Origin of the sequence: Ensifer sesbaniae, from assembly GCF_013283665.1 — a bacterium.
Classification (GTDB): Bacteria; Pseudomonadota; Alphaproteobacteria; order Rhizobiales; family Rhizobiaceae; genus Ensifer; species Ensifer sesbaniae.
In genome coordinates this window covers 370079-389074 of record NZ_JABEKU010000003.1, presented here as the reverse complement: position 1 = coordinate 389074, position 18996 = coordinate 370079, and the positions used below count along the sequence as shown (strand labels likewise).

Here is an 18996-nt window from a genome sequence, read left to right as displayed (position 1 = left end):
ATCAGCGGGCCGAAACACCGTTTTCAGCGAAGGAAACCGTCACATCGGGCATTTTTCCACCTGCATAGGGCAGCCGCGTCATGAAATGACGGCTCTCGCCCGCCGCGATCGCCGTGCCTTCGGGCATCACCCGCGTCGTCGTAACCTGGCGGCCGTTGGCTGCCACCCCCACCACGACGAGCGGCAAGCGTTGTTCGGCATCCGAGCGGTTGTCGATGGAGCCGTAGACGGAGAGCACGCGCATGCCGCCGGAATAATCCAGTGAACTCGTCACCCCTGATATCGTGAGCGGCTGGACATCGGCCTGCCCGTCACCCGCGAAACCGACGATCACCAGAAAGGATGCAAGCGCGAAACCGGCGACCAAGCCGGCGAAGCGGCGCATTGGCATGTCGCGAAGCCGCGCTTCGGCGAGGCTCAGCAGCCGGCCGGCAGGCGACGTTTCGTGGGCCACGACCGTCAAGCTCGGCCGTTTCCGATTTCCGATCCTGACCTTGTCATTGAACACCGGATAGGGCGCTCGGCGCGAAGAGGCCGCAATCACCTCGAACTCGGCATCGACATAGTCGACGCGTCGCGGCATTGCGGCTCCCTCACGTCCGCCCCGTTCGGGCGGCAGGAAGTCCGCCGAGGCGCCGGCGGTTTTGGTCCGGAATGCATGCATGACCAGTTCCTCCTGTCCCACAGGGAGACGGTGCGGCCCACGCGACCTACCGCCTCGACTGCGAAACCATCGGGCAACGCTGACCCTTGGCCTGCAAGAATCTAGGCATTGCATCAAATCTTTCCGACACGTAAACCGGAATGGTTAATGTTTCGGAAAGACGTCGCGAAAGGGGCGCCTTTTCATGAAAAATTAACCGCTGCTTAACCATGATTCCGCTGGCGGTTTTGCCTTTCGAGGCTGGTCGTCCTATGCGCGGAGGACCGGAACCGGCCATCGGTTGCAGGGCCGTGAGAGAGACTGGGCTGCCGCTTGATTCACTTTGAGAACGTCGGACTGCGTTATGGTATGGGACCGGAAATCCTCCGGGACCTGACCTTCGACATTCCGCGCCGGTCGTTCCAGTTCCTGACCGGCCCGTCGGGCGCCGGCAAGACCACCCTCTTGAAACTGCTCTTCCTCTCGCTGCAGCCGACGCGCGGCCTGATCCGGATGTTCGACCGCAACATTTCGTCGATCCCGCGCGAGGAATTCCCGATGCTGCGCCGTCGCGTCGGCATCGTCTTCCAGGATTTTCGCCTGCTCGACCACCTCACCACTTATGAGAATGTCGCTCTGCCGCTGCGCGTCCGCGGCAAGGAGGAATCGAGCTATCGCGCCGACGTGCTGGAACTCTTGAAATGGGTCGGCCTCGGCGAACGCATCAATGTCCTGCCGCCGGTCCTTTCAGGCGGCGAGAAACAGCGCGCGGCGATCGCCCGGGCGCTGATCGACCGGCCGGAGATCCTGCTTGCCGACGAGCCGACCGGCAACGTCGATCCGCCAATGGCCAGGCGCCTCCTCAATCTCTTCCTCGAACTGAACCGGCTCGGCACCGCCGTGGTGATCGCCACCCATGATCTGTCACTGATGGATCAGGTGGAAGCGCGGCGCATGATCCTTTCGCAGGGGCGGCTCGACATCTATGAGTGACAGCCGCACGAAACGCCAGAACAGCGCAGCCGAGCAGCCGCCGGAACAGCCGCCGCGCCGGACGGAAATGCGCGTGCGGCCGACCGGGCCGATCGTGCCTTCGACCAATGTCTCCGGCCATGCGCTGATGTGCGTCATCGCCATCATGTCGTTTCTTGCCTGCCTGACGCTCGGCGGCGTCAGCATGGTCCGGGCAACGGCCCAGAGCTGGCAGTCGCAGATTTCCCGCGAGATCACCATCCAGATCAAGCCGGACGACAGCCTGGACATGGACAAGGCGCTTGCCGACGCCCGTGACCTTGCCTTGACCTTCAGCGGTACGACGGACGGCCAGATCGTCGATCGCGCCGCCACGGCGCGCCTCCTGGAGCCCTGGCTCGGCGAAGGCCTCGATCTCGACGAGCTGCCGGTGCCGAGGCTGATCATCATCACCATCGACGAAAACAATCCGCCCGATTTCGCCGCCATGCGCAAGGCGCTGACGGAGACGATTCCGCAGGCCTTCCTCGACGACCACCGCACCTGGGTCGACCGGCTCGTGGCCATGGCCAACACCACGGCAATGATCGGCACCGGCGTGCTGGCGCTCGTCTTCTCGGCCATGGTGCTGACCGTGATCTTCGCCACCCGCGGCGCACTTTCCGGCAACCGCCACATCGTCGAGGTGCTGCATTTCGTCGGTGCCGAGGCCGGTTTCGTCGCCTCCGAGTTCCAGAAGCATTTCTTGAGGATCAGTCTCAAGGGTGCCGGCACCGGCGGCCTCTTGGCCGCGCTGTCCTTCGCGCTTGCCGGCTTCTGGCAATCGCAGACATTGGCAACACCGCAGACCGACCAGGCAACCGCGCTCTTCGGCACTTTCACCATTGGCTATGGCGGCTACCTCGGCATCGCCGCAATCATCGTCGTCATCGCCATCCTGACGACAGTGACCGCGCGCTTGACCGTCATGCGCACGATCTACGAGATCGATCTCATCCGTTCGGACCCCGGCCGCACGGACCTCTACCAAAGCTGACCGGCCCGATGTTTCGCTGCGCCTCGATCTATTCCTTGCCGCAATCTGCGGCTATGTGAAAGAGAATCATGATGGCGCGAGAGTTACGCGGGAACGGGATGACCGGAGGAGGCAAATGGCAGGGGAGAGCCGACGATCGCCGGCGGCCCCGCAGCCTCTTGCGCAAAATTCTCCGGCGAACCTTCTTTGTCCTGCTGCTGCCGCTCGCGCTCCTGATTGCCGCCTTCCTGAATTTTGCCGACACCGTCGCATCGCTGCAGCCGCCCGTGCATCCCAAGGCGGATGCGATCGTCGTCCTGACCGGCGGCTTCCAGCGCATCGATCAGGCGGTCGATCTCTTGAAGGGTGGCGCCGGCAGGCGCCTGCTGATCTCCGGTGTTCACCCGACGACCACCGGCAGCCAGATCCGGCGCAACACCCAGAGTTCCGCCGATCTTTTCAAATGCTGCGTCGACATCGGCCATGAGGCGATCGATACGATCGGCAACGCCACGGAAACGGCGCAATGGATCCGCGATCGCGGCTATACGAGCGTGCTCGTCGTCACCAACAATTACCATATGCCGCGCAGCCTGCTGGAGCTTCGGCGCACCCGCCCGGAGACGGAGTTCATCCCCTACCCGGTCGTCAACTCGGATCTCAAGACGACGAACTGGCTGCGCAACCCGATGGTATTGAAATCGATCCTCCTGGAGTTCGGGAAATATACGATCGCTTCGATTCGCGATTTCGCCGGCGCCCGGCCGACGAGCGGTCTGCGCACCGATCCCTCCCGCGCCACGCCGGCCGAAGAATAGAGACCATCGGGGACGTCGCCGGCCTAAAGTGAGGAAGGGCAGTTTTCCTTCGGCACGTATTCGTGTAGGCAGCCATCCATCGGCCTGACGCCGAGCCCCGTGAGAACCCGCCTACGAGAGCGTGCCTGATGATCGTCTTGCGTTCGATCCTTTTCAACATGGTGTTCTACGCCAATCTGATCGTGCAGATGATCGTGCTGACGCCGATCTATTTCCTGCTGCCGCGCAAGAAGGCCTGGTTCGTTCCCAAGAACTGGGTGCGCAGCAATCACTGGCTGCTCGAGAAGATGGTCGGGACGACCTTCGAGATCGAAGGCTTGGAGAATCTCCCTGATGTCCCCTACATCTTCGCCCCCAAGCACCAGTCCTTCTGGGATGCCTATGCGCTGCTTCCCTGGCTCGACGATCCTTTCTACATCCTGAAGCGCGAGCTCACCTGGATCCCGCTGTTCGGCTGGTACATTCTCAAGCAGCGCATGGTTCCGGTGAACCGGGCCGCACGCGGCAGGGCCATGACCAGCGTCATGGATCGCACCAAGCAGGAGATGGCAACCGGCCGCGAACTCATCATCTACCCGGAAGGCACGCGCCGCCCACCGGGGGCGCCGCCGGAATACAAATATGGCATCGCCCGTCTCTATCGCGATCTGAACGTGCCGGTCGTGCCGGTCGCCATGCATCCCGGCCTCTTTTGGCCGCGCCGCAAGTTCCTGCGCTTTCCCGGCCATTTCAAGGTCCGCATCCTGCCACCGGTCGAGGCAGGCATGGATCCGGATGCATTCCTTGCCAAGCTGGTGGAAGTCACGGAGAAGGCCAGCGACGAACTGCTCGTCGAAACGGTGAAGAACAATCCGCATTTGCCGCTGCCGCCGACAGCCGAACAACGGCTGAAGGAACTGAAGGCGGCAGGCCGCGCCTGAGCATCAGGCGCGCGCGCGCCGTGGCGTCTGCTGGAGCAATTCGACCACCTCTTCCAACCAGTGATCGCGGATACCCATTTCTCGCAGATGGGCGAGCGTATTGAACACATACTCGCTGTTCGGACCGGATTTTCCGATCGAAACCGCGACGATATCGGCGGCCTGCGAGGCTGTGAGCGTGCCCGCATATTGTACGTGGTCGCGGTCGATGACGTAGGCAAGCGCCGGCACGCGCCGCCCGTCGGCAAGCAGCACCGGCATCATGCGCTCCTTGTAGACATGCGTCACCAGTTCCCGCTCGCGCAGATAGTCGACGACGTCAGCCTGCTGCCCGCGCTCGACGCGGAATGCCGTGCCGATGCAGGAGCCGCCACGGTCGAGTCCGAGCACCAGTCCCGGCCGCTGCTCGGTGCCCCGATGAACCCAGGAATGCACGCAGAGTGAGCGGCGATAGCCGAAGGCGCGCGCCGTCAGCTTCTCCTCGAAGGCAAAGCCCGGGTTCCACATCAGCGACCCGTAGCCAAAGACCCAAAATTCGTCCATATCCACTGTCATTCAACCCGCGCTGTCTGCTCTCGCCACCGAATCATGATCGGCCCGTTGGAATGGTCAGCCATGTCGGTTTCTACGGCACAGCATCTCGGCACGAAAGAGACAAGCTCGTCCTCGTGCACCCGAACGAAAGAATAGTTTTGCGGATCGGCGGCGCCACCCGAAAGGCAGCCGCAATCCGGTTTAGAGTGGGATGAGGAAAGGTGTTTGCGGTTTTCCGCCCACATCCCGCTCTAGCTTGTTAGAAGCGATCACGCTTATGGCTTGGGTCGAGCCGACCCAAGATCATCGTGACCTAAAGTGAGGTATCCGCGCCCATGTCGGCAACCGCAGTTTCCAATCCCTCGCCGGTCAGCCGGAAGTTCCGCTGGCTGACCGCAGGCATCGTGCTTGTCGCCGGCATCTATTCGGCCGGATGGTTTCTCGCCGCCGATCAGATCGAGAAGCGTCTCACGACCCGTCTCGCCGACGGGCAGGCAGCCGGCCTCGGCGGCGAATGCACGAACATGGACGTGCGCGGCTTTCCCTTTCGCATCGGCCTCTTCTGCGACAAGGTCCATCTCGACGATACCCGTCACGGCACGTCGGCCTCCTTCGGAGCGCTGCGGACGGCCGCCCAGGTCTACCAGCCCGGCCATGCCGTGATCGAGCTTGATGGCCCGGCCGAAATCCGGGCCTCGCCCGGCCTCAACGTCTCCGCCGACTGGACCCTGCTGCATGCAAGCGTGCGCGCGACCTTGTCCGGCGTCGACCGCACCTCGCTCACCTATGACAATCTCACCGGCCGGGTGCGGCTGCCGCTCTCGGGCGACGGACTTGGCTTCGGCGCCAGCCACGGCGAACTGCATCTGCGCCAGAACGGCGCGGACCTCGATGCGGCCCTGAGCGTCGACAAGCTCGATCTTCGTCCGGAGGAAGGCCCGAGCTACGCGCCGCCGGCCACCGTCGCCGCGGACCTCACTTTCACCGACAAGGCGGCCTGGATGACGGCCACGCCGACGCCGCAAATGTTTCGCGGCAGCAAGGGCGAACTCAGGCAGCTCAACCTCGATCTCGGCTCCGGGATGAACGCCAAGCTTTCCGGTCCCTTCTCGGTCAACGACCAGGGACTGATCTCCGGCGAGTTCTCGCTGACGATGACGAACATCGAGGCCTGGCGGGCCAATCTGGTCGAGCTGATCCCCGACGATGCCAACCTCGTCGACAACACCGCCAACATGCTGAAAGCGCTCGCCAACGGCAATGACGAAGCGACAGTGAAACTCAACGTGCGCGACGGCACCGCGTTTCTCGCCTTCATCCCGATCGGCGTCCTGCCGACACTCTAAGACGCCGAGAAACGCAACTCCGCGAGGAAGGCCGCTTCACGGTCTTCCTCGACCTGCTCAAGTTATTTCTGGTCCATGGCATGCCGGCCGAAGTCCGGCATCGCCGTATCCTGGCCCGCCTGGATGATCGAGCGGCGGATGGCGCGGGTGCGGGTGAAGAGGTCGAAGAGCTTCTCGCCGTCGCCCCAGCGGATCGCCCGCTGCAGATAGGCGAGATCCTCCGAAAACCGCGCCAGCATCTCCAGGATCGCATCCTTGTTGTGCAGACAGACGTCACGCCACATGGTGGGATCGGATGCCGCGAGACGGGTGAAATCGCGGAAACCCGAGGCGGAATACTTGATGACTTCGGATTCGGTTACCGTCTCCAGGTCATCGGCGGTACCGACGATGTTGTAGGCGATGATGTGCGGCAGGTGCGAAACGATCGCCAGCACCTTGTCGTGATGCTCGGCATCCATCTCCTCGACCATCGAGCCGAGCGTTTCCCAGAAACGCCGGAGCCGCGCGACAGCTTCCCCATCAGCGCCTTCCGGCGGCGTCAGGATGCACCAGCGGCCGCGGAAGAGGCCGACGAAGCCGGCATCCGGCCCGGAATGCTCGGTGCCGGCGATCGGATGCCCCGGCACGAAATGAACGGTTTCCGGCAGATGCGGCGTCATCTGCGCGATCACCGAGCCCTTGGTCGAGCCGACATCGGTGACGATCGCGCCGGGTTTCAGATGCGCCGCGATCTCGGCGGCAACGGCGCCGGATGCGCCGACAGGCACCGAGACGATGACGAGGTCAGCATCGCGAACGGCGTCGGCCGCCGACAGCGTATAGCGATCGCCGAGCCCGAGCTCCTGCGTGCGCTTCAGCGTCGCCTCGCTGCGCGTGGAAACGACGAGCGTACCGGCGAGCTGTTTTTCGCGGATTTCACGCGCGATTGACGAGCCGATGAGACCAATCCCGATGAGGGCGATCGTTTCAAACTGCTGAGCCATTATTTCCGTCCCATGAATTCGGTCAGCGCCGCGATGACGCCTTCGTTGGCTTCTTGCGAGCCGATGGTCATGCGCAGTGCATTGGGGAAACCGTAGCTGCCGACCGCCCGCAGGATATAGCCGCGGCCGGTCAGGAAAACATCGGCTTCCTCGGCCCGCTTGCCGGCTTCCTCCGGAAAGTGGATCAGCACGAAGTTGGTGACCGAAGGCGTGACGCGCAGGCCGATCGCCTCGAGCGCTTCGCTGACACGCGCAAGCCAGGTGAGATTGTGATCGATCGCCGTTGCCACGAAAGCCTGATCACGGATCGCCGCAGCGCCCGCTGCAATGGCCGGAGCACTGAGGTTGAAGGGCCCGCGAACGCGGTCGACCGCATCGATCACCTCCGGCGGCGCATACATCCAGCCGATGCGCAAGCCCGCGAGACCGTAGATCTTCGAGAAGGTGCGGGTCATCACCACATTGCGGCTGGCCGAGACGAGCTCCAGGCCGGCGGCATAGTCGTTGCGGCGCACATATTCGGCGTAGGCCGCATCAAGCACCAGCAGCACGCCCTCGGGCAGGCCCGCGTGCAGCCGGCGAACTTCGTCGACCGGAATGTAGGTGCCGGTCGGGTTGGCGGGATTGGCGAGAAAGACGACCTTCGTCCGCTCGGTCACCGCCGAAAGGATCGCGTCGACGTCGACGCGCGCATCCTTCTCCTTGACGGTAACGGGCGTCGCGCCCGAAGCCAGGATCTGGATCTTGTAGACGAGGAAGCCATGCTCGGTGATGATGCCTTCGTCGCCGGACCCGAGATAGGTGTGGCAGAGAAGTCCGAGCAGTTCGTCCGAGCCGTTGCCGCACATGATGTTTGCCGGGTTGAGGCCGTGCACGGCGCCGATCGCCTCGCGAAGCGCCCGCGCCTGGCCGTCCGGATAACGTTCCAGGTTGAAGGCGGCCGCCTGGAAGGCTTCGATTGCCTTCGGGCTGGCGCCGAGCGGCGTCTCGTTCGACGAAAGTTTATGCACCTTGGCGACACCCGGCGCATGCTCCTTGCCCGGCACATAGGCGGCAATATCCAGGATGCCGGAACGCGGCTCGGGGCTCTTCGAAGCAAGGCTCATTGGGTCAGCTTTCTATGGCCGTCAAAGTGCCACAGCGACCGCTGCGCACCTTGGGAGGCGCAGGGCGCTGCAGGTAGGAAAAGAGGTCAAGGCATTAGCGGCGCAAGCGGCTTTTGTCGAGGGTCTGCCGCGGTTCCCACGCAGGTTAGCGGGTGGGGTACGGCCGAGCGCGCGTGCTCGGTACGCCCTGCGGCGCCAGAACAGGCACGAAGACCCGGCGCGATGCACGTGCGGCGACCGGCAATCCCTGGTAAAGCCGCTTCTGCGCCTCGACCACGATGACACCGGAGAAGACCGGCCAGAGCGAGCGGCCGAGCCGCTCGAAGCCCCGGCGCAGCCGCAGGATCGCCCTGAGCTTCGACGGTGGGAAGAACAACGCATCCGCCGTGGCACCGGGCGTGAAGTTGGTCTCGCGCAGCAGCGCCGTCAATTGCCCGCGCGAATAGGGGCGGCCGGAGCCGAAGGGCGTGTGTTCCATGCGCGCCCAGACGCCGCGCCGGTTCGGCACGACGATGACCAGGCGGCCGCCTGGCGCGAGCACCCGCCAGATCTCCTTCATCGTCTCTCGCGGGCTTTCGGCGAATTCCAGCGAATGCACCATCAGCACCCGGTCGATCGAGGCGTCGGGCAGCGGCAATTCCTCATCGAACACCAGCGCCGTCGAGGAATGCTCGGCAACCGGCCAGTTCACCGCCCCCTGCCCCGCCGGCATGAAGGCGAAGGTGCGCTCGGTATCCTTGCGGAACCGCTCGAGATAGGGAACGGCATAGCCGAGGCCGACCAGCCGCTCGTCCGGCAGGCGCGCCCAGACGGACGAAAGCGCCATGGTGACGGACTGCTCCGCCATCCGGCCGAGCTCGGAGTGATAGAATTCGCGCAGGTCGACGATATCGGTGTGCATTCGCAACATGTTAGCTGCGAAGCGGTAGACTTCAAGGCAAGCCTCGCTACATTCGGCAGCATTCCCTCTCTCCTGACCGGAGGACGTGCCATGGCCGCGCTCGAACTCGACCTCTTCCTCTGCCGCACCGACAATTTCGGTGTGCTCGTCCATGATCCCGAAAGCGGCATGACCGCCTCGATCGACGCGCCGGAAGAGCAACCCATCCTGGATGCGCTGGAGCGGCGCGGCTGGAAGCTCACGCATATCCTGACGACACATCACCACGGCGACCACGTCGCGGCCAATGATGCGCTGAAGAAGCGCTTCGGCGTCACGATCATCGGTCCGCTCAATGAAGCCTCGAAAATCCCGGGTCTCGACAAGGCGGTGCGCCATGGCGAGCATTTCGATTTTGCTGGCCGTTCCGTCGAGGTGATCGAGACGCCCGGCCACACGGCCGGTCATATCTGCTTCCATTTCACCGAGGATAAACTGCTCTTTGCCGCCGACACGCTGTTTGCGCTCGGCTGCGGACGCCTTTTCGAGGGAACGCCGGAGACCATGTGGCAGTCTCTCAGCCGGCTCGCCGCATTGCCAGACGACACGATGGTCTACTTCGGCCACGAATACACGCTTTCCAATGCCCACTTCGCGGTCACGATCGACCCAGAAAATTCCGAGCTCAAGGCACGCGCCGCCGAGATCGAGGAAACGCGCTGTGATGGCGGCTTTACGGCGCCGACGACGATTGGCCTTGAGAAACGCACGAACCCGTTCCTGCGTGCCGCTGATCCCGGCATCCGCGCCCATCTCGGCATGCAGAACGCCAGCGATGCCGCAGTCTTCGCCGAAATCCGCAGGCGGAAGGATAATTTCTAGTGGCTGGGGCGCAATCGGCGGCGGAGATCATCAAGGCGCTCGGTCTGGTGCGTCACCCGGAGGGCGGCTGGTACATCGAGACTTTCCGCGACACCGCAGGTGGCCCACGCGGTCACTCGACGGCGATCTATTATCTGCTGGAACGTGGCGAACGCTCGCACTGGCATCGCGTCCGCGACGCGGTCGAGATCTGGCACTATCACGCCGGTGCGCCACTCGAACTGAGCATCGCCGAGGATGGAAAGCCTGTCGAGACGCTGCGGCTCGGGTCCGACATCCTGAACGGTGAGCGCCCGCAGGGCGTGGTCCCCGCCGATTGGTGGCAGTCCGCTGCTTCGCTGGGGGACTGGACGCTGGTCGGCTGCACGGTCGCGCCGGCATTCGATTTCGCCGCCTTCGAAATGGCGGCTCCCGATTGGCAGCCGCCGAAACGATAACGGTCCCGATTACTCCGCCGGCTGCGCCACCATGGCACGCTTGCGGAAGATCATATCCTTCGCCGCAAGCACCGCGCCGCCGGTGACGAACAGGCAGGCGAGCCCAATGCGCCAGGACGGCTCGGCAAAGCCGAACAGGATCAGGATCAGCGTCGAGAGTACCGGCGCTGCATAACTCGAGACACCGAGAAGCTGGATGTTGCCGTTCTTCACACCGAAGTCCCAGGCGTAAAAGGCAGCACCGACCGGCAGCAACCCGAGTCCGGCAACCGCCAGCCACTCGAAAGTGGTCGCCGGCCAGACGGTCGTTTCAAGCGCCAAGTGGCAGACGAAGGACAGGATCGAGGTCGCAAGACAAAAAACAGTGACAACGTCCGTCGAGACTGCCTCGAAGCGGCGGGTGATGAGCGAATAGCCGGACCAGGTGAAGGCGCAGAGGAAGGCGGCGCCGTAGCCCATGAGATAGGCGTCGTCGAAGGCAACGCCATTGCGCGCGACGATCAGGATCGTTCCCACGAGGCCGGCGAGTGCGCCGGCGAGATGATACCAGCGCAAACGTTCCCCCGGCAGCAGCGCCGAGCCGACGACGATCAGCAGCGGCCAGAGATAGGCGATCAGCCCCGCCTCCACCGCCGGCGCGTTGCGCAGTGCCGTGAAATAGAGAAAGTGATAGCCGAACAGGCCGGCAATGCCGGTGATCCAGACCTTGGCCGGCTGCTTGAGCAGCGCCATGCGCTCCGGCCTCATCGCCAGCACCACCAAGCCCGGCAGACTGCCGATCAGGAAGCAGATCGCCGAAAGCTGGAATGGCGGCATCTTGCCGGATGCTGCCGTGAACAGCGCGAGCAGCGACCACATCAGAATGGCGGAAAAGCCGATCAGCGTTGCCTTGAATTTCATAGTCGTCCCCTCGCACGGCTTCTCTCACGGAAACCTGCGCCGATAAAATCACGGTGTTTCGTGGTGTTTAACCTTTTAGTTGCATAGGGCCGCGCGTCAACCACCAAATCGCGTCGCCGCGACCGTGACAGGCCCAAGCTTGGTGGGGATTCGGACATAGACGGGAGCATAGACATTTACGGCTTGCGCCTTGGCGAACCAGATCTCCATCGTCTGCAGACGACGCAGGTACTCGACATCCTCGCGGCCCTTCTTGTAGCCAGCCTTCGGGACAAAGCGGATGCCGCAGACGATCACCTCGCCTTCAAAACCCTTCGTCTTGAAAGGCTTGGTCCCCTTCGGCGAAAGCTTGATGTCGAGCCGCGACTCGCCGTCGAAGATCGGCAGCGTGTTCGGGCAGACACGCGCGTCGGCGGGAATGATGAGACCGGAAAGCGGATCGAGCACGTTGCGCATGTCGCGCGAGGTGACGGGCACCCAGTTCTTCGGCAAGGGCGTGCGCTTCGGCGTCATGCTCGCATGCACGACATTGCCGTTGCGATAGGTGACGCTGATCGCCCGGCCCTTCGAGCCGCTGCGATAGGACATCGAATATTGCGACGCCCGCAGGTGATCCTTGTCGACAACGCCCGAAACCTGGGTCCGGCCCGAGGTCCGGCTGAGGATATCGAGCAGCCCTGCGGACTTCAGCGTTCCCGATATCGTGTAGCGATTCTTTTGAAGCTCGGTATGGAAGGAGGCGCGCGCAACCGGCAAACCGGCGAGCGAGATGCTGTAATCCGTCAGATGTTCGACATCGGCGGCCGACGATGCTGTGGAAAACGAGACCGCGGACAGCAGCGCCGCCACGCGAAAGCCATTTCGCAACTTCATGCCCTGAAAAATCCATTACTTGAATTTCGCCGCAATACCCTGAAATGCAGGCTCTTTACGGCTTTTCTACGCCCAGCTCGCTGCAGCCGGTCGTGGGACCGGCCCTGCGGCAGCCACACGTCCTCATACCAGAAGTAGCGCATAGCAAAACCGCTTGGAATGGGTCCTGCAAGGTATTATTCCTACACGAGCCAGGCCTCACATCCGAAGATCGGCGGGGAAAAACCGCGGCTTTTCCGAGAATACTAGAGGTTTGGCTTGACGGGCGGGCCGTCTCTGACTATAGAACCGCGACTTTCCAATAATGGCCTAGGAACGCGGCCTGGGCTCTGGGCCCGCTACCGCATTGTCCGGCGGCGATAAAAGAGAATAGGTGTACCATGTCCCGTAGTTGCGAATTGACCGGCAAGGGCGTCCAGTCGGGCAACAATGTAAGCCACGCCAACAACAAGACCAAGCGCCGGTTCCTGCCGAACCTGTGCAACGTCACGCTGATTTCCGATGCTCTCGGCCAGCGCTACCGCCTGCGCGTTTCCGCTGCAGCTCTCCGCTCGGTCGAACACCGTGGCGGCCTCGACGCCTTCCTGCTGAAGTCGGACGAGAACGAGCTGAGCATGCGTGCTCGCCTGCTGCGCCGCCAGATCGTCAAGAAGGTTGCTGAAGCCGCCTGATCGGCGCCAGCGCACTGTCTTTGACACGCGTTTAAAAGGCTTGCGGGTTCATCCGGCAAGCCTTTTTCTCGTGCGCGTCTTTTGCCTCATCGGCCGGATACCTTGCCCGGCTTCCGCTCCTCTAGCTGGTGGCATCTCCCAGGATAAAAAAATGCTGATCAACCGTACGTTCTTCATTTATGTCGCGCTGATGACCCTCGTGGTCGTCGCCTCGAATATTCTCGTTCAGTTTCCGCTGCCGGGCTCGATTGCCGGCATGCAGCTCGGCGATCTCCTCACCTGGGGCGCTTTCAGCTATCCCTTCGCTTTCCTGGTGACGGACCTCACGAACCGGCAGTTCGGGCCGCGCCTCGCGCGCCGCGTGGTGGTCGCCGGCTTCATCGTCGCCATCCTGCTCTCCTTCGTCGCCGCCACGCCGCGGATCGCCATTGCCTCGGGCTCTGCCTTCCTGTTCGGTCAGCTTCTCGACATCTCGGTGTTCAACCGCCTGCGCCGCCAGAGCTGGTGGCATGCGCCGCTGGCCGGCTCGCTGATCGGCTCGGCGCTCGACACCGCGATGTTCTTCTCCTTCGCCTTTGCGCCATTCTTCGTGTTCTTCGGCCCGAACGACAGCTTCGCGCTGGAGACCGCGCCCCTGCTCGGCGTGCTCGCGGCCGAGGCACCGCGCTGGATTTCCTGGGCGATCGGCGATCTGAGCGTCAAGATCCTTTGCGGTCTCGTCATGCTGCTGCCCTACGGCGCACTGATGAGCGTCATCAAGCCGATGCCGGTGGCCGAAAGGGCCGCCGCCTAGGAATTGCGTAATTTCAAAAGATTAGATCCGACAATAAGACTCGAGCCGCTGACGCCGGTTGCATGGCCCGATGTCAGCGGCTTTTCCATTTCCGCGGCCAGCTATTGCCCGCTCCGCACTCCTTTGGGATTGCTTTATTGCGTCAGAGGCGACGTGAGGCGAAATTCGAGCATCAGGTTGCGCTCGAGGATCGAATGGTTGTCGTCCGAAACGACGATTACCCGGACTTCGCCGTCCGGTCGGGCGACGACGTCGAGCCCTTCCATATTGTCGATCTGGTAGCGCATGTCGGCTTCGAAGATGACCTCGCCATCGACCACGGCGCCGGGCTTGATCGTATCCCCGGCGATACGACGGATCTGCATTCCGAGACCCGAACCGAAAGAGAAGCGCCGCTCCAGGAGCAACAGGTCGCCGTTCGGCAGGAACGCCCCATCCGTCACCGCATAGGGATCCTTGCGCACGACGCTAAACGCGCCACGCTTTGGCCCGTCGAGGATGCCCGCCAGCAGATTGTCCGCCTTGTCGACGCTGCGCTCGGCAACAGCGATCGTCGCACCGGCCAGGGAGCTGTTCTTTGGCGCGACCGCGATGGTCTCGATGCCGCCATTGTTGCGCAGCTCCTTGATCGGAAACGGCAACGCCAGGCTCCCGATCGGCATCGAAGCGGCAAAACCCGGGTCCGGGTAGATGTCGATGCGATGCCCCTGCTCGTAGCTGACGACCACCTGCCCCGATCGGAGCGCCAATCCTTCGGAATCCACCTTCCACTTCGCCAGGCCGACGTCACCGTTTCGGTCGGCCATCGGCGTGGCGGAGAGATCCGTGAGACCGGAAAGCCGGCCGTCCGCATCGCGGGTCACGGCGCCTTCGAGCCAATGGCCGGTGTCCATGATCGCGATGAACGAGGTACCATCAGGTCGAAAACGGATCGCCGAGACGGCGCCGAACAGGGAATTCGGCGATGTCATTTCCAACCCGCCGACGAACTCCAGAGCACCGAACCGGGTGTCGCTCGATCCAACCGCAAAACTCGTGATCTGGTGGCTGCGGATCGGCAAAGTTTCGCTGTTCGAGGCGGCCCATGCCGAGCCGGTCGACGCCAGAAGCAGGAGGGCTAGAAGTCCGCGGCAAAGCATGGGGAGAGTACCTTCAGGGGGAAAGCATCGGGAATGAAACGGAGCACGACCACGAGGGGCGCCCGCCACGGCGCACTGAGATCATCGCAGCAGCTTGGTAGACCGTAAAACTTTGTCCGTAAATTGACTTCGGCTGAGAGCCGTAACGTGCAGCGGCCGAGTGGCGTTCGGAAGCGGCAAAGCCACCTCCGAACGACAGGATTATCCCGTGCGGCGATGACGCGACGAGCCGCGGCGCTGGCTTTCGTCCTCGAAGAGTGCGGCCAGCTGCTCGGTCATGGCGCCGGCGAGTTCGTCGGCGTCGACGATCGTCACGGCGCGGCGATAGTAGCGCGTCACGTCGTGGCCGATGCCGATCGCCAGCAGTTCTACGGGCGAGCGGGTTTCGATCTGCTCGATCACCGCGCGCAGGTGCCGCTCCAGATAGTTTCCGGGGTTGACCGAAAGCGTCGAGTCGTCGACCGGCGCACCGTCGGAGATCATCATCAGGATGCGGCGCTGTTCGCGGCGCGCCATCAACCGCTCATGCGCCCACATCAGCGCCTCGCCGTCGATGTTCTCCTTGAGCAGGCCCTCGCGCATCATCAGGCCGAGGTTGCGGCGGGCCCGGCGCCAGGGCGCATCGGCGGACTTGTAGATGATATGACGCAGGTCATTCAGCCGGCCCGGCGCCTGCGGCTTGCCACCGGCGAGCCACTTCTCGCGCGATTGCCCGCCCTTCCACGCCTTGGTGGTAAAGCCGAGGATCTCGACCTTCACGCCGCAACGCTCAAGCGTGCGCGCCAGAATGTCGGCGCAGGTCGCAGCAACGGTGATCGGGCGGCCGCGCATCGAGCCGGAATTGTCGATCAGCAGCGTCACCACCGTGTCGCGAAAGTTGGTATCCTTCTCGCGCTTGAACGAGAGCGGCTGCATCGGGTCGATGACGATGCGCTGCAGGCGCGCCGTGTCTAGGTAGCCCTCTTCGAGGTCGAACTCCCAGGAGCGGTTCTGCTGCGCCATCAGCCGGCGTTGCAGCCGGTTGGCGAGGCGCCCGACTGCGCCCTGGAGATGAGAGAGCTGCTTGTCGAGGAAGGCGCGCAAGCGATCTAGCTCGGCTTCGTCGCAAAGCTCTTCCGAGGCAATGGTCTCATCGAATTCGCGGGTGAAGACGGCGTAGTCGACCTTCTCGTTGAAGTCGGCAAAGGGCTGGTTCGGGCGCTTGACCTCGCCCGGCGTCTCGCTGTCCTCGTCGCCTTCGTCCTGGAGATCGTCGTCGGAGATCTCCGCGCCGTCCATCTCGCCTTCTTCCATCTGCTCTTCGGCAGCCTGGTTTTCATCGGCGGGGGCAGCGTCGTCGCCGGCTTCCTCGTCGCTGGCGTTCTCGTCCTGCTCCTGGCTGCGCGGCTGGTCCTCGTCGGTCTCGCTTTCCTGCTCGTCCGGTTCGACGTCGTCGTCACCGTATTTCTCGGCGACCTCCATCGAGGTCAGCATGTCGCGGACGACCCGGGCGAAAGCCTGCTGGTCGTTGATCGTCGACGACAGGTTCTTGATGTCGCCGGCAGCCTTGCCCTCGATGAACTCGCGCCAGAGGTCGAGCACCTTGCCGGCAGACGCAGGCGGCTTCTCGCCGGTCAGCTTTTCGCGCACCAGAAGCGCCACGGCTTCACCGAGCGGCGCGTCGGCCTGCCGCTCGATCGCCGCGAAATTCGCCTTGGCGTATTTCTCCTCGAGCATGACGTTGAGGTTCTTGGCGACACCCGCCATTCGCAACGCACCGATCGCCTCGACGCGAGCCTGTTCCACCGCGTCGAAGATCGCGCGAGCGTCCGCCCCCTGCGGCGACATCGTCGCGTGGATGCGCGCATCGTGACAGGCCTTGCGCAGCGCCATGCTGTCACCGAGACCGCGGGTCACGGAAAGCTCCTGAAGCGTCGGGCGCTTGGAAAGTTCCGGCAGGCGAATGCGCTCGCCGGTCATGCCCGGCCGCTCGTTGGCGAAAGCGACCTCCACCTCGGCATCGCCCGCGATCGATCGGATGCAGCCGGAAAGCGCCCGCTTGAACGGTTCCGCAGCGTTCTCGCGCGTGGTTGGCTTTGCCTTCGAGTTCGAGCTCACGACAGTTCCTTCTTCAGCCAGCGGCGATGATGCCCCGCTGCTGCATGGTTCCTTTGATCGTTGCCAATCAAAGGACAAAACATGCAGCAATTCAAACTGCTACCGCGATCTCTGCGCGTCTGACAAGACGCGCGGCGCTGTAGGGCATCATCGCGTTTGCCACAGCGTCACAGTCCGCCCTCCCCAATGGGGAAGGCAGACCACGGATCAGGCAGTGGCTTCGAGCACGATGTTGGCAGCGCTTTCCTTCAGCTCGATGCCGAAGGCGCGCTGATAGTGCTCGGCGACCAGCGCCCGTTCCAATTCGTCGCACTTGTTGAGGAAGGTTACGCGGAAGGCAAAGGCGATGTCGCCGAAGATATGGGCGTTCTCGGCCCAGGTGATGACCGTACGCGGGCTCATGACGGTCGAAAGATCGCCATTGATGAAGGCAGCACGCGTGAGGTCGGCAACGCGGACCATCTTGGATACGGTTTCACGGCCCTTGTCGGCGGTGAAGCCCTTCACCTTGGCAGCGACGATGTCGACTTCCTTGTCATGCGGCAGGTAGTTCAGCGTCGTCACGATCGACCAGCGGTCCATCTGCGCCTGGTTGATCTGCTGCGTGCCGTGGTAGAGGCCGGTCGTGTCGCCGAGGCCGACCGTGTTGGCGGTCGCGAAGAGGCGGAAGGCCGGGTGCGGGCGGATGACGCGGCTCTGGTCGAGCAGCGTCAGGCGGCCGGAAGATTCCAGAACGCGCTGAATGACGAACATCACGTCCGGGCGGCCGGCATCGTATTCGTCGAAGACCAGCGCGACATTGTGCTGGTAGGCCCAGGGCAGGATGCCGTCCTTGAATTCGGTGACCTGCAGACCGTCCTTGACGACGATCGCGTCCTTGCCGACGAGGTCGATACGGCTGACATGGCTGTCGAGGTTGACGCGCACGCACGGCCAGTTGAGGCGGGCGGCGACCTGCTCGATATGGGTGGACTTGCCGGTACCGTGATAGCCCGACACCATCACGCGTCGATTGTGGGCGAAGCCTGCGAGAATGGCGAGCGTCGTTTCGCGGTCGAAGAGGTAGTCCGGATCGAGGTCCGGCACATAAGCGTCGCCCTTCGAATAGGCAGGAACGCGCAAATCCGTATCAATGCCGAAAACCTCCCGGACCGAGATCGTCGTGTCGGGGAGGTTGGAAATATCGAGGTCAATCTTGCTCATCATGTCTCCAGAGCGGCCACCGGAAGGCACCCGCGCATTCGCCTGCAAAAGTGCTTCTGTAATAATCCGCGTTGTTAGCAGAAACCAGCCTGTTTTAACAATTGGTAGGCTTGAATAACGGCGCGAAAACGCTCTTCCGATCCTCTATCTCCGCCATTGGCATCGGGGTGATGCTTCTTGACGAGATCCTTGTAGGCGGCCTTGATATCCGCGGCGGTCGCCGACGCACCGAGACCGAGCGTTTCGAAGGCTTTCGCCTCGAGCGTCTTTAACTTGCGCTGGCGCGGCTCCGGGCGACCGGAACGCGCCCGCGCCTCGCTGACGAAGCCGAAGGGATCGCGCATGCGCGCCTGGGCGCCGGCGGTGCCGGATCGCACCTGCGATTGAGTCGGACCGTTCCTGGCGTTCTTGTTGACACCGACGGTCCAGGTCGGCCGGTGACCGGTCACCGCCTCCTTCTGGTAGCGCGCAACCTCGCTGTCGGACAGGCCGGAGAAGTAATTGTACCCCTTGTTGTACTCCTTCACATGTTCGAAGCAGAACATGAAGTATTGCCCCTCGGCATTGCGGCCGACGGGCGCCCGATGCACGCCTTTCTGATCACAGCCGTCCCACTGGCAGACGGGCGCAGCCGGCTCCGCCCGCGGCTCGACCTTGCGCCGGGTACGGATACGATCGAAGTATTTTGAATCGAGTCTCATGGCGCTCATTATGGGGGTTGGCCGGGGCCACAACAAGAATTGACAAAGTAGAATGTTGCTGGCTTTGTGCGGACATTTTG

Annotated in this window: 20 protein-coding genes; 9 read left to right on the top strand and 11 right to left on the bottom strand. The window is 63.2% G+C overall.

Features of this window, described 5'->3' with window-relative positions; translation table 11 throughout:
• Position 1: 1 nt before the first annotated feature.
• Positions 2–664: a hypothetical protein gene (locus BHMPCIPO_RS30425; RefSeq protein WP_173520546.1), complete on the bottom strand. Its 663-nt coding sequence runs from the start codon at positions 662–664 to the stop codon at positions 2–4.
• 348 nt (positions 665–1012) lie between these two features.
• Between BHMPCIPO_RS30425 and ftsE the strand changes: the two genes are divergently transcribed.
• The 4 genes from ftsE (at position 1013) to BHMPCIPO_RS30405 (ending at position 4368) form a co-directional block, all read left to right on the top strand.
• Positions 1013–1636 (top strand): cell division ATP-binding protein FtsE, encoded by a 624-nt coding sequence (gene ftsE / locus BHMPCIPO_RS30420; RefSeq protein ID WP_246304743.1) that lies wholly within the window; start codon positions 1013–1015, stop codon positions 1634–1636.
• A 67-nt stretch (positions 1637–1703) separates the two neighbouring features.
• Positions 1704–2651, top strand: a complete 948-nt coding sequence (locus BHMPCIPO_RS30415; protein ID WP_376741740.1) for a cell division protein FtsX — start codon at positions 1704–1706, stop codon at positions 2649–2651.
• 98 nt (positions 2652–2749) lie between these two features.
• Positions 2750–3448 (top strand): YdcF family protein, encoded by a 699-nt coding sequence (locus BHMPCIPO_RS30410; RefSeq protein WP_173520543.1) that lies wholly within the window; start codon positions 2750–2752, stop codon positions 3446–3448.
• A 128-nt stretch (positions 3449–3576) separates the two neighbouring features.
• The gene (locus BHMPCIPO_RS30405) at positions 3577–4368 is read left to right on the top strand and encodes a lysophospholipid acyltransferase family protein (protein ID WP_173520542.1); all 792 of its coding nucleotides are present in this window, start codon (positions 3577–3579) and stop codon (positions 4366–4368) included.
• Positions 4369–4371: 3 nt separating this feature from the next.
• Here the strand turns inward: BHMPCIPO_RS30405 and BHMPCIPO_RS30400 are convergent, their stop codons facing one another.
• Complete coding sequence (locus tag BHMPCIPO_RS30400) at positions 4372–4923, bottom strand: gamma-glutamylcyclotransferase (protein WP_173520541.1); 552 nt, start codon at positions 4921–4923, stop codon at positions 4372–4374.
• Positions 4924–5237: 314 nt separating this feature from the next.
• Here BHMPCIPO_RS30400 and BHMPCIPO_RS30395 point away from each other — a divergent pair, with 314 nt between their 5' ends.
• The gene (locus BHMPCIPO_RS30395; RefSeq protein ID WP_173520540.1) at positions 5238–6248 is read left to right on the top strand and encodes a DUF2125 domain-containing protein; all 1011 of its coding nucleotides are present in this window, start codon (positions 5238–5240) and stop codon (positions 6246–6248) included.
• A gap of 62 nt (positions 6249–6310) precedes the next feature.
• On the opposite strand, the gene BHMPCIPO_RS30390 is transcribed toward BHMPCIPO_RS30395, so the two are convergent.
• The 3 genes from BHMPCIPO_RS30390 to BHMPCIPO_RS30380 form a co-directional block, all read right to left on the bottom strand.
• Complete coding sequence (locus BHMPCIPO_RS30390; protein WP_173520539.1) at positions 6311–7234, bottom strand: prephenate/arogenate dehydrogenase family protein; 924 nt, start codon at positions 7232–7234, stop codon at positions 6311–6313.
• Positions 7234–8340 (bottom strand): histidinol-phosphate transaminase, encoded by a 1107-nt coding sequence (hisC, locus tag BHMPCIPO_RS30385; protein ID WP_173520538.1) that lies wholly within the window; start codon positions 8338–8340, stop codon positions 7234–7236. Before hisC ends, BHMPCIPO_RS30390 begins: the two co-directional genes overlap by 1 nt.
• A gap of 145 nt (positions 8341–8485) precedes the next feature.
• Positions 8486–9250 (bottom strand): class I SAM-dependent methyltransferase, encoded by a 765-nt coding sequence (locus tag BHMPCIPO_RS30380; RefSeq protein WP_173520537.1) that lies wholly within the window; start codon positions 9248–9250, stop codon positions 8486–8488.
• Between the two features lie 81 nt (positions 9251–9331).
• Between BHMPCIPO_RS30380 and gloB the strand changes: the two genes are divergently transcribed.
• Both gloB and BHMPCIPO_RS30370 read left to right on the top strand, forming a co-directional pair.
• On the top strand, positions 9332–10102 hold the full coding sequence (gene gloB / locus BHMPCIPO_RS30375) for a hydroxyacylglutathione hydrolase (RefSeq protein ID WP_173520536.1): 771 nt from the start codon (positions 9332–9334) through the stop codon (positions 10100–10102).
• On the top strand, positions 10102–10539 hold the full coding sequence (locus BHMPCIPO_RS30370; RefSeq protein WP_173520535.1) for a cupin domain-containing protein: 438 nt from the start codon (positions 10102–10104) through the stop codon (positions 10537–10539). Before gloB ends, BHMPCIPO_RS30370 begins: the two co-directional genes overlap by 1 nt.
• A gap of 9 nt (positions 10540–10548) precedes the next feature.
• Here the strand turns inward: BHMPCIPO_RS30370 and yddG are convergent, their stop codons facing one another.
• Positions 10549–11439 (bottom strand): aromatic amino acid exporter YddG, encoded by an 891-nt coding sequence (gene yddG, locus BHMPCIPO_RS30365; protein ID WP_173520534.1) that lies wholly within the window; start codon positions 11437–11439, stop codon positions 10549–10551.
• 96 nt (positions 11440–11535) lie between these two features.
• A complete protein-coding gene (locus BHMPCIPO_RS30360) occupies positions 11536–12312 on the bottom strand; it encodes a DUF3108 domain-containing protein (protein WP_173520533.1) in 777 nt (258 codons plus the stop codon).
• A 380-nt stretch (positions 12313–12692) separates the two neighbouring features.
• Between BHMPCIPO_RS30360 and rpmB the strand changes: the two genes are divergently transcribed.
• The gene (gene rpmB / locus BHMPCIPO_RS30355; RefSeq protein ID WP_034806568.1) at positions 12693–12983 is read left to right on the top strand and encodes a 50S ribosomal protein L28; all 291 of its coding nucleotides are present in this window, start codon (positions 12693–12695) and stop codon (positions 12981–12983) included.
• A 151-nt stretch (positions 12984–13134) separates the two neighbouring features.
• Entirely contained in the window at positions 13135–13776 is a 642-nt protein-coding gene (locus BHMPCIPO_RS30350; protein ID WP_173520532.1) for a queuosine precursor transporter, read from the top strand.
• Between the two features lie 134 nt (positions 13777–13910).
• On the opposite strand, the gene BHMPCIPO_RS30345 is transcribed toward BHMPCIPO_RS30350, so the two are convergent.
• The 4 genes from BHMPCIPO_RS30345 to BHMPCIPO_RS30330 all read right to left on the bottom strand — a co-directional run bounded on the left by BHMPCIPO_RS30345 (position 13911) and on the right by BHMPCIPO_RS30330 (position 18925).
• Positions 13911–14915, bottom strand: a complete 1005-nt coding sequence (locus BHMPCIPO_RS30345; protein WP_173520531.1) for an esterase-like activity of phytase family protein — start codon at positions 14913–14915, stop codon at positions 13911–13913.
• A gap of 201 nt (positions 14916–15116) precedes the next feature.
• The gene (cobT, locus tag BHMPCIPO_RS30340) at positions 15117–17012 is read right to left on the bottom strand and encodes a cobaltochelatase subunit CobT (RefSeq protein WP_173520530.1); all 1896 of its coding nucleotides are present in this window, start codon (positions 17010–17012) and stop codon (positions 15117–15119) included.
• A 207-nt stretch (positions 17013–17219) separates the two neighbouring features.
• On the bottom strand, positions 17220–18215 hold the full coding sequence (gene cobS, locus BHMPCIPO_RS30335; protein ID WP_034806552.1) for a cobaltochelatase subunit CobS: 996 nt from the start codon (positions 18213–18215) through the stop codon (positions 17220–17222).
• 74 nt (positions 18216–18289) lie between these two features.
• Positions 18290–18925: a J domain-containing protein gene (locus BHMPCIPO_RS30330; RefSeq protein ID WP_173520529.1), complete on the bottom strand. Its 636-nt coding sequence runs from the start codon at positions 18923–18925 to the stop codon at positions 18290–18292.
• Between the last annotated feature and the right edge of the window lie 71 nt (positions 18926–18996).

What these genes read in the sequence shown, in the direction of transcription:
- hisC (WP_173520538.1), bottom strand. Translation starts at nt 8,340, where the DNA reads ATGAGCCTTGCTTCGAAGAGCCCCGAGCCGCGTTCCGGCATCCTGGAT.
- BHMPCIPO_RS30345 (WP_173520531.1), bottom strand. Translation starts at nt 14,915, where the DNA reads ATGCTTTGCCGCGGACTTCTAGCCCTCCTGCTTCTGGCGTCGACCGGC.
- BHMPCIPO_RS30425 (WP_173520546.1), bottom strand. Translation starts at nt 664, where the DNA reads ATGCATGCATTCCGGACCAAAACCGCCGGCGCCTCGGCGGACTTCCTG.
- BHMPCIPO_RS30330 (WP_173520529.1), bottom strand. Translation starts at nt 18,925, where the DNA reads ATGAGCGCCATGAGACTCGATTCAAAATACTTCGATCGTATCCGTACC.
- rpmB (WP_034806568.1), top strand. Translation starts at nt 12,693, where the DNA reads ATGTCCCGTAGTTGCGAATTGACCGGCAAGGGCGTCCAGTCGGGCAAC.
- BHMPCIPO_RS30400 (WP_173520541.1), bottom strand. Translation starts at nt 4,923, where the DNA reads ATGACAGTGGATATGGACGAATTTTGGGTCTTTGGCTACGGGTCGCTG.
- yddG (WP_173520534.1), bottom strand. Translation starts at nt 11,439, where the DNA reads ATGAAATTCAAGGCAACGCTGATCGGCTTTTCCGCCATTCTGATGTGG.
- cobS (WP_034806552.1), bottom strand. Translation starts at nt 18,215, where the DNA reads ATGAGCAAGATTGACCTCGATATTTCCAACCTCCCCGACACGACGATC.
- ftsE (WP_246304743.1), top strand. Translation starts at nt 1,013, where the DNA reads ATGGGACCGGAAATCCTCCGGGACCTGACCTTCGACATTCCGCGCCGG.
- BHMPCIPO_RS30405 (WP_173520542.1), top strand. Translation starts at nt 3,577, where the DNA reads ATGATCGTCTTGCGTTCGATCCTTTTCAACATGGTGTTCTACGCCAAT.
- BHMPCIPO_RS30390 (WP_173520539.1), bottom strand. Translation starts at nt 7,234, where the DNA reads ATGGCTCAGCAGTTTGAAACGATCGCCCTCATCGGGATTGGTCTCATC.
- BHMPCIPO_RS30415 (WP_376741740.1), top strand. Translation starts at nt 1,704, where the DNA reads ATGCGCGTGCGGCCGACCGGGCCGATCGTGCCTTCGACCAATGTCTCC.
- BHMPCIPO_RS30395 (WP_173520540.1), top strand. Translation starts at nt 5,238, where the DNA reads ATGTCGGCAACCGCAGTTTCCAATCCCTCGCCGGTCAGCCGGAAGTTC.
- BHMPCIPO_RS30380 (WP_173520537.1), bottom strand. Translation starts at nt 9,250, where the DNA reads ATGTTGCGAATGCACACCGATATCGTCGACCTGCGCGAATTCTATCAC.
- BHMPCIPO_RS30360 (WP_173520533.1), bottom strand. Translation starts at nt 12,312, where the DNA reads ATGAAGTTGCGAAATGGCTTTCGCGTGGCGGCGCTGCTGTCCGCGGTC.
- BHMPCIPO_RS30410 (WP_173520543.1), top strand. Translation starts at nt 2,750, where the DNA reads ATGACCGGAGGAGGCAAATGGCAGGGGAGAGCCGACGATCGCCGGCGG.
- gloB (WP_173520536.1), top strand. Translation starts at nt 9,332, where the DNA reads ATGGCCGCGCTCGAACTCGACCTCTTCCTCTGCCGCACCGACAATTTC.
- BHMPCIPO_RS30350 (WP_173520532.1), top strand. Translation starts at nt 13,135, where the DNA reads ATGCTGATCAACCGTACGTTCTTCATTTATGTCGCGCTGATGACCCTC.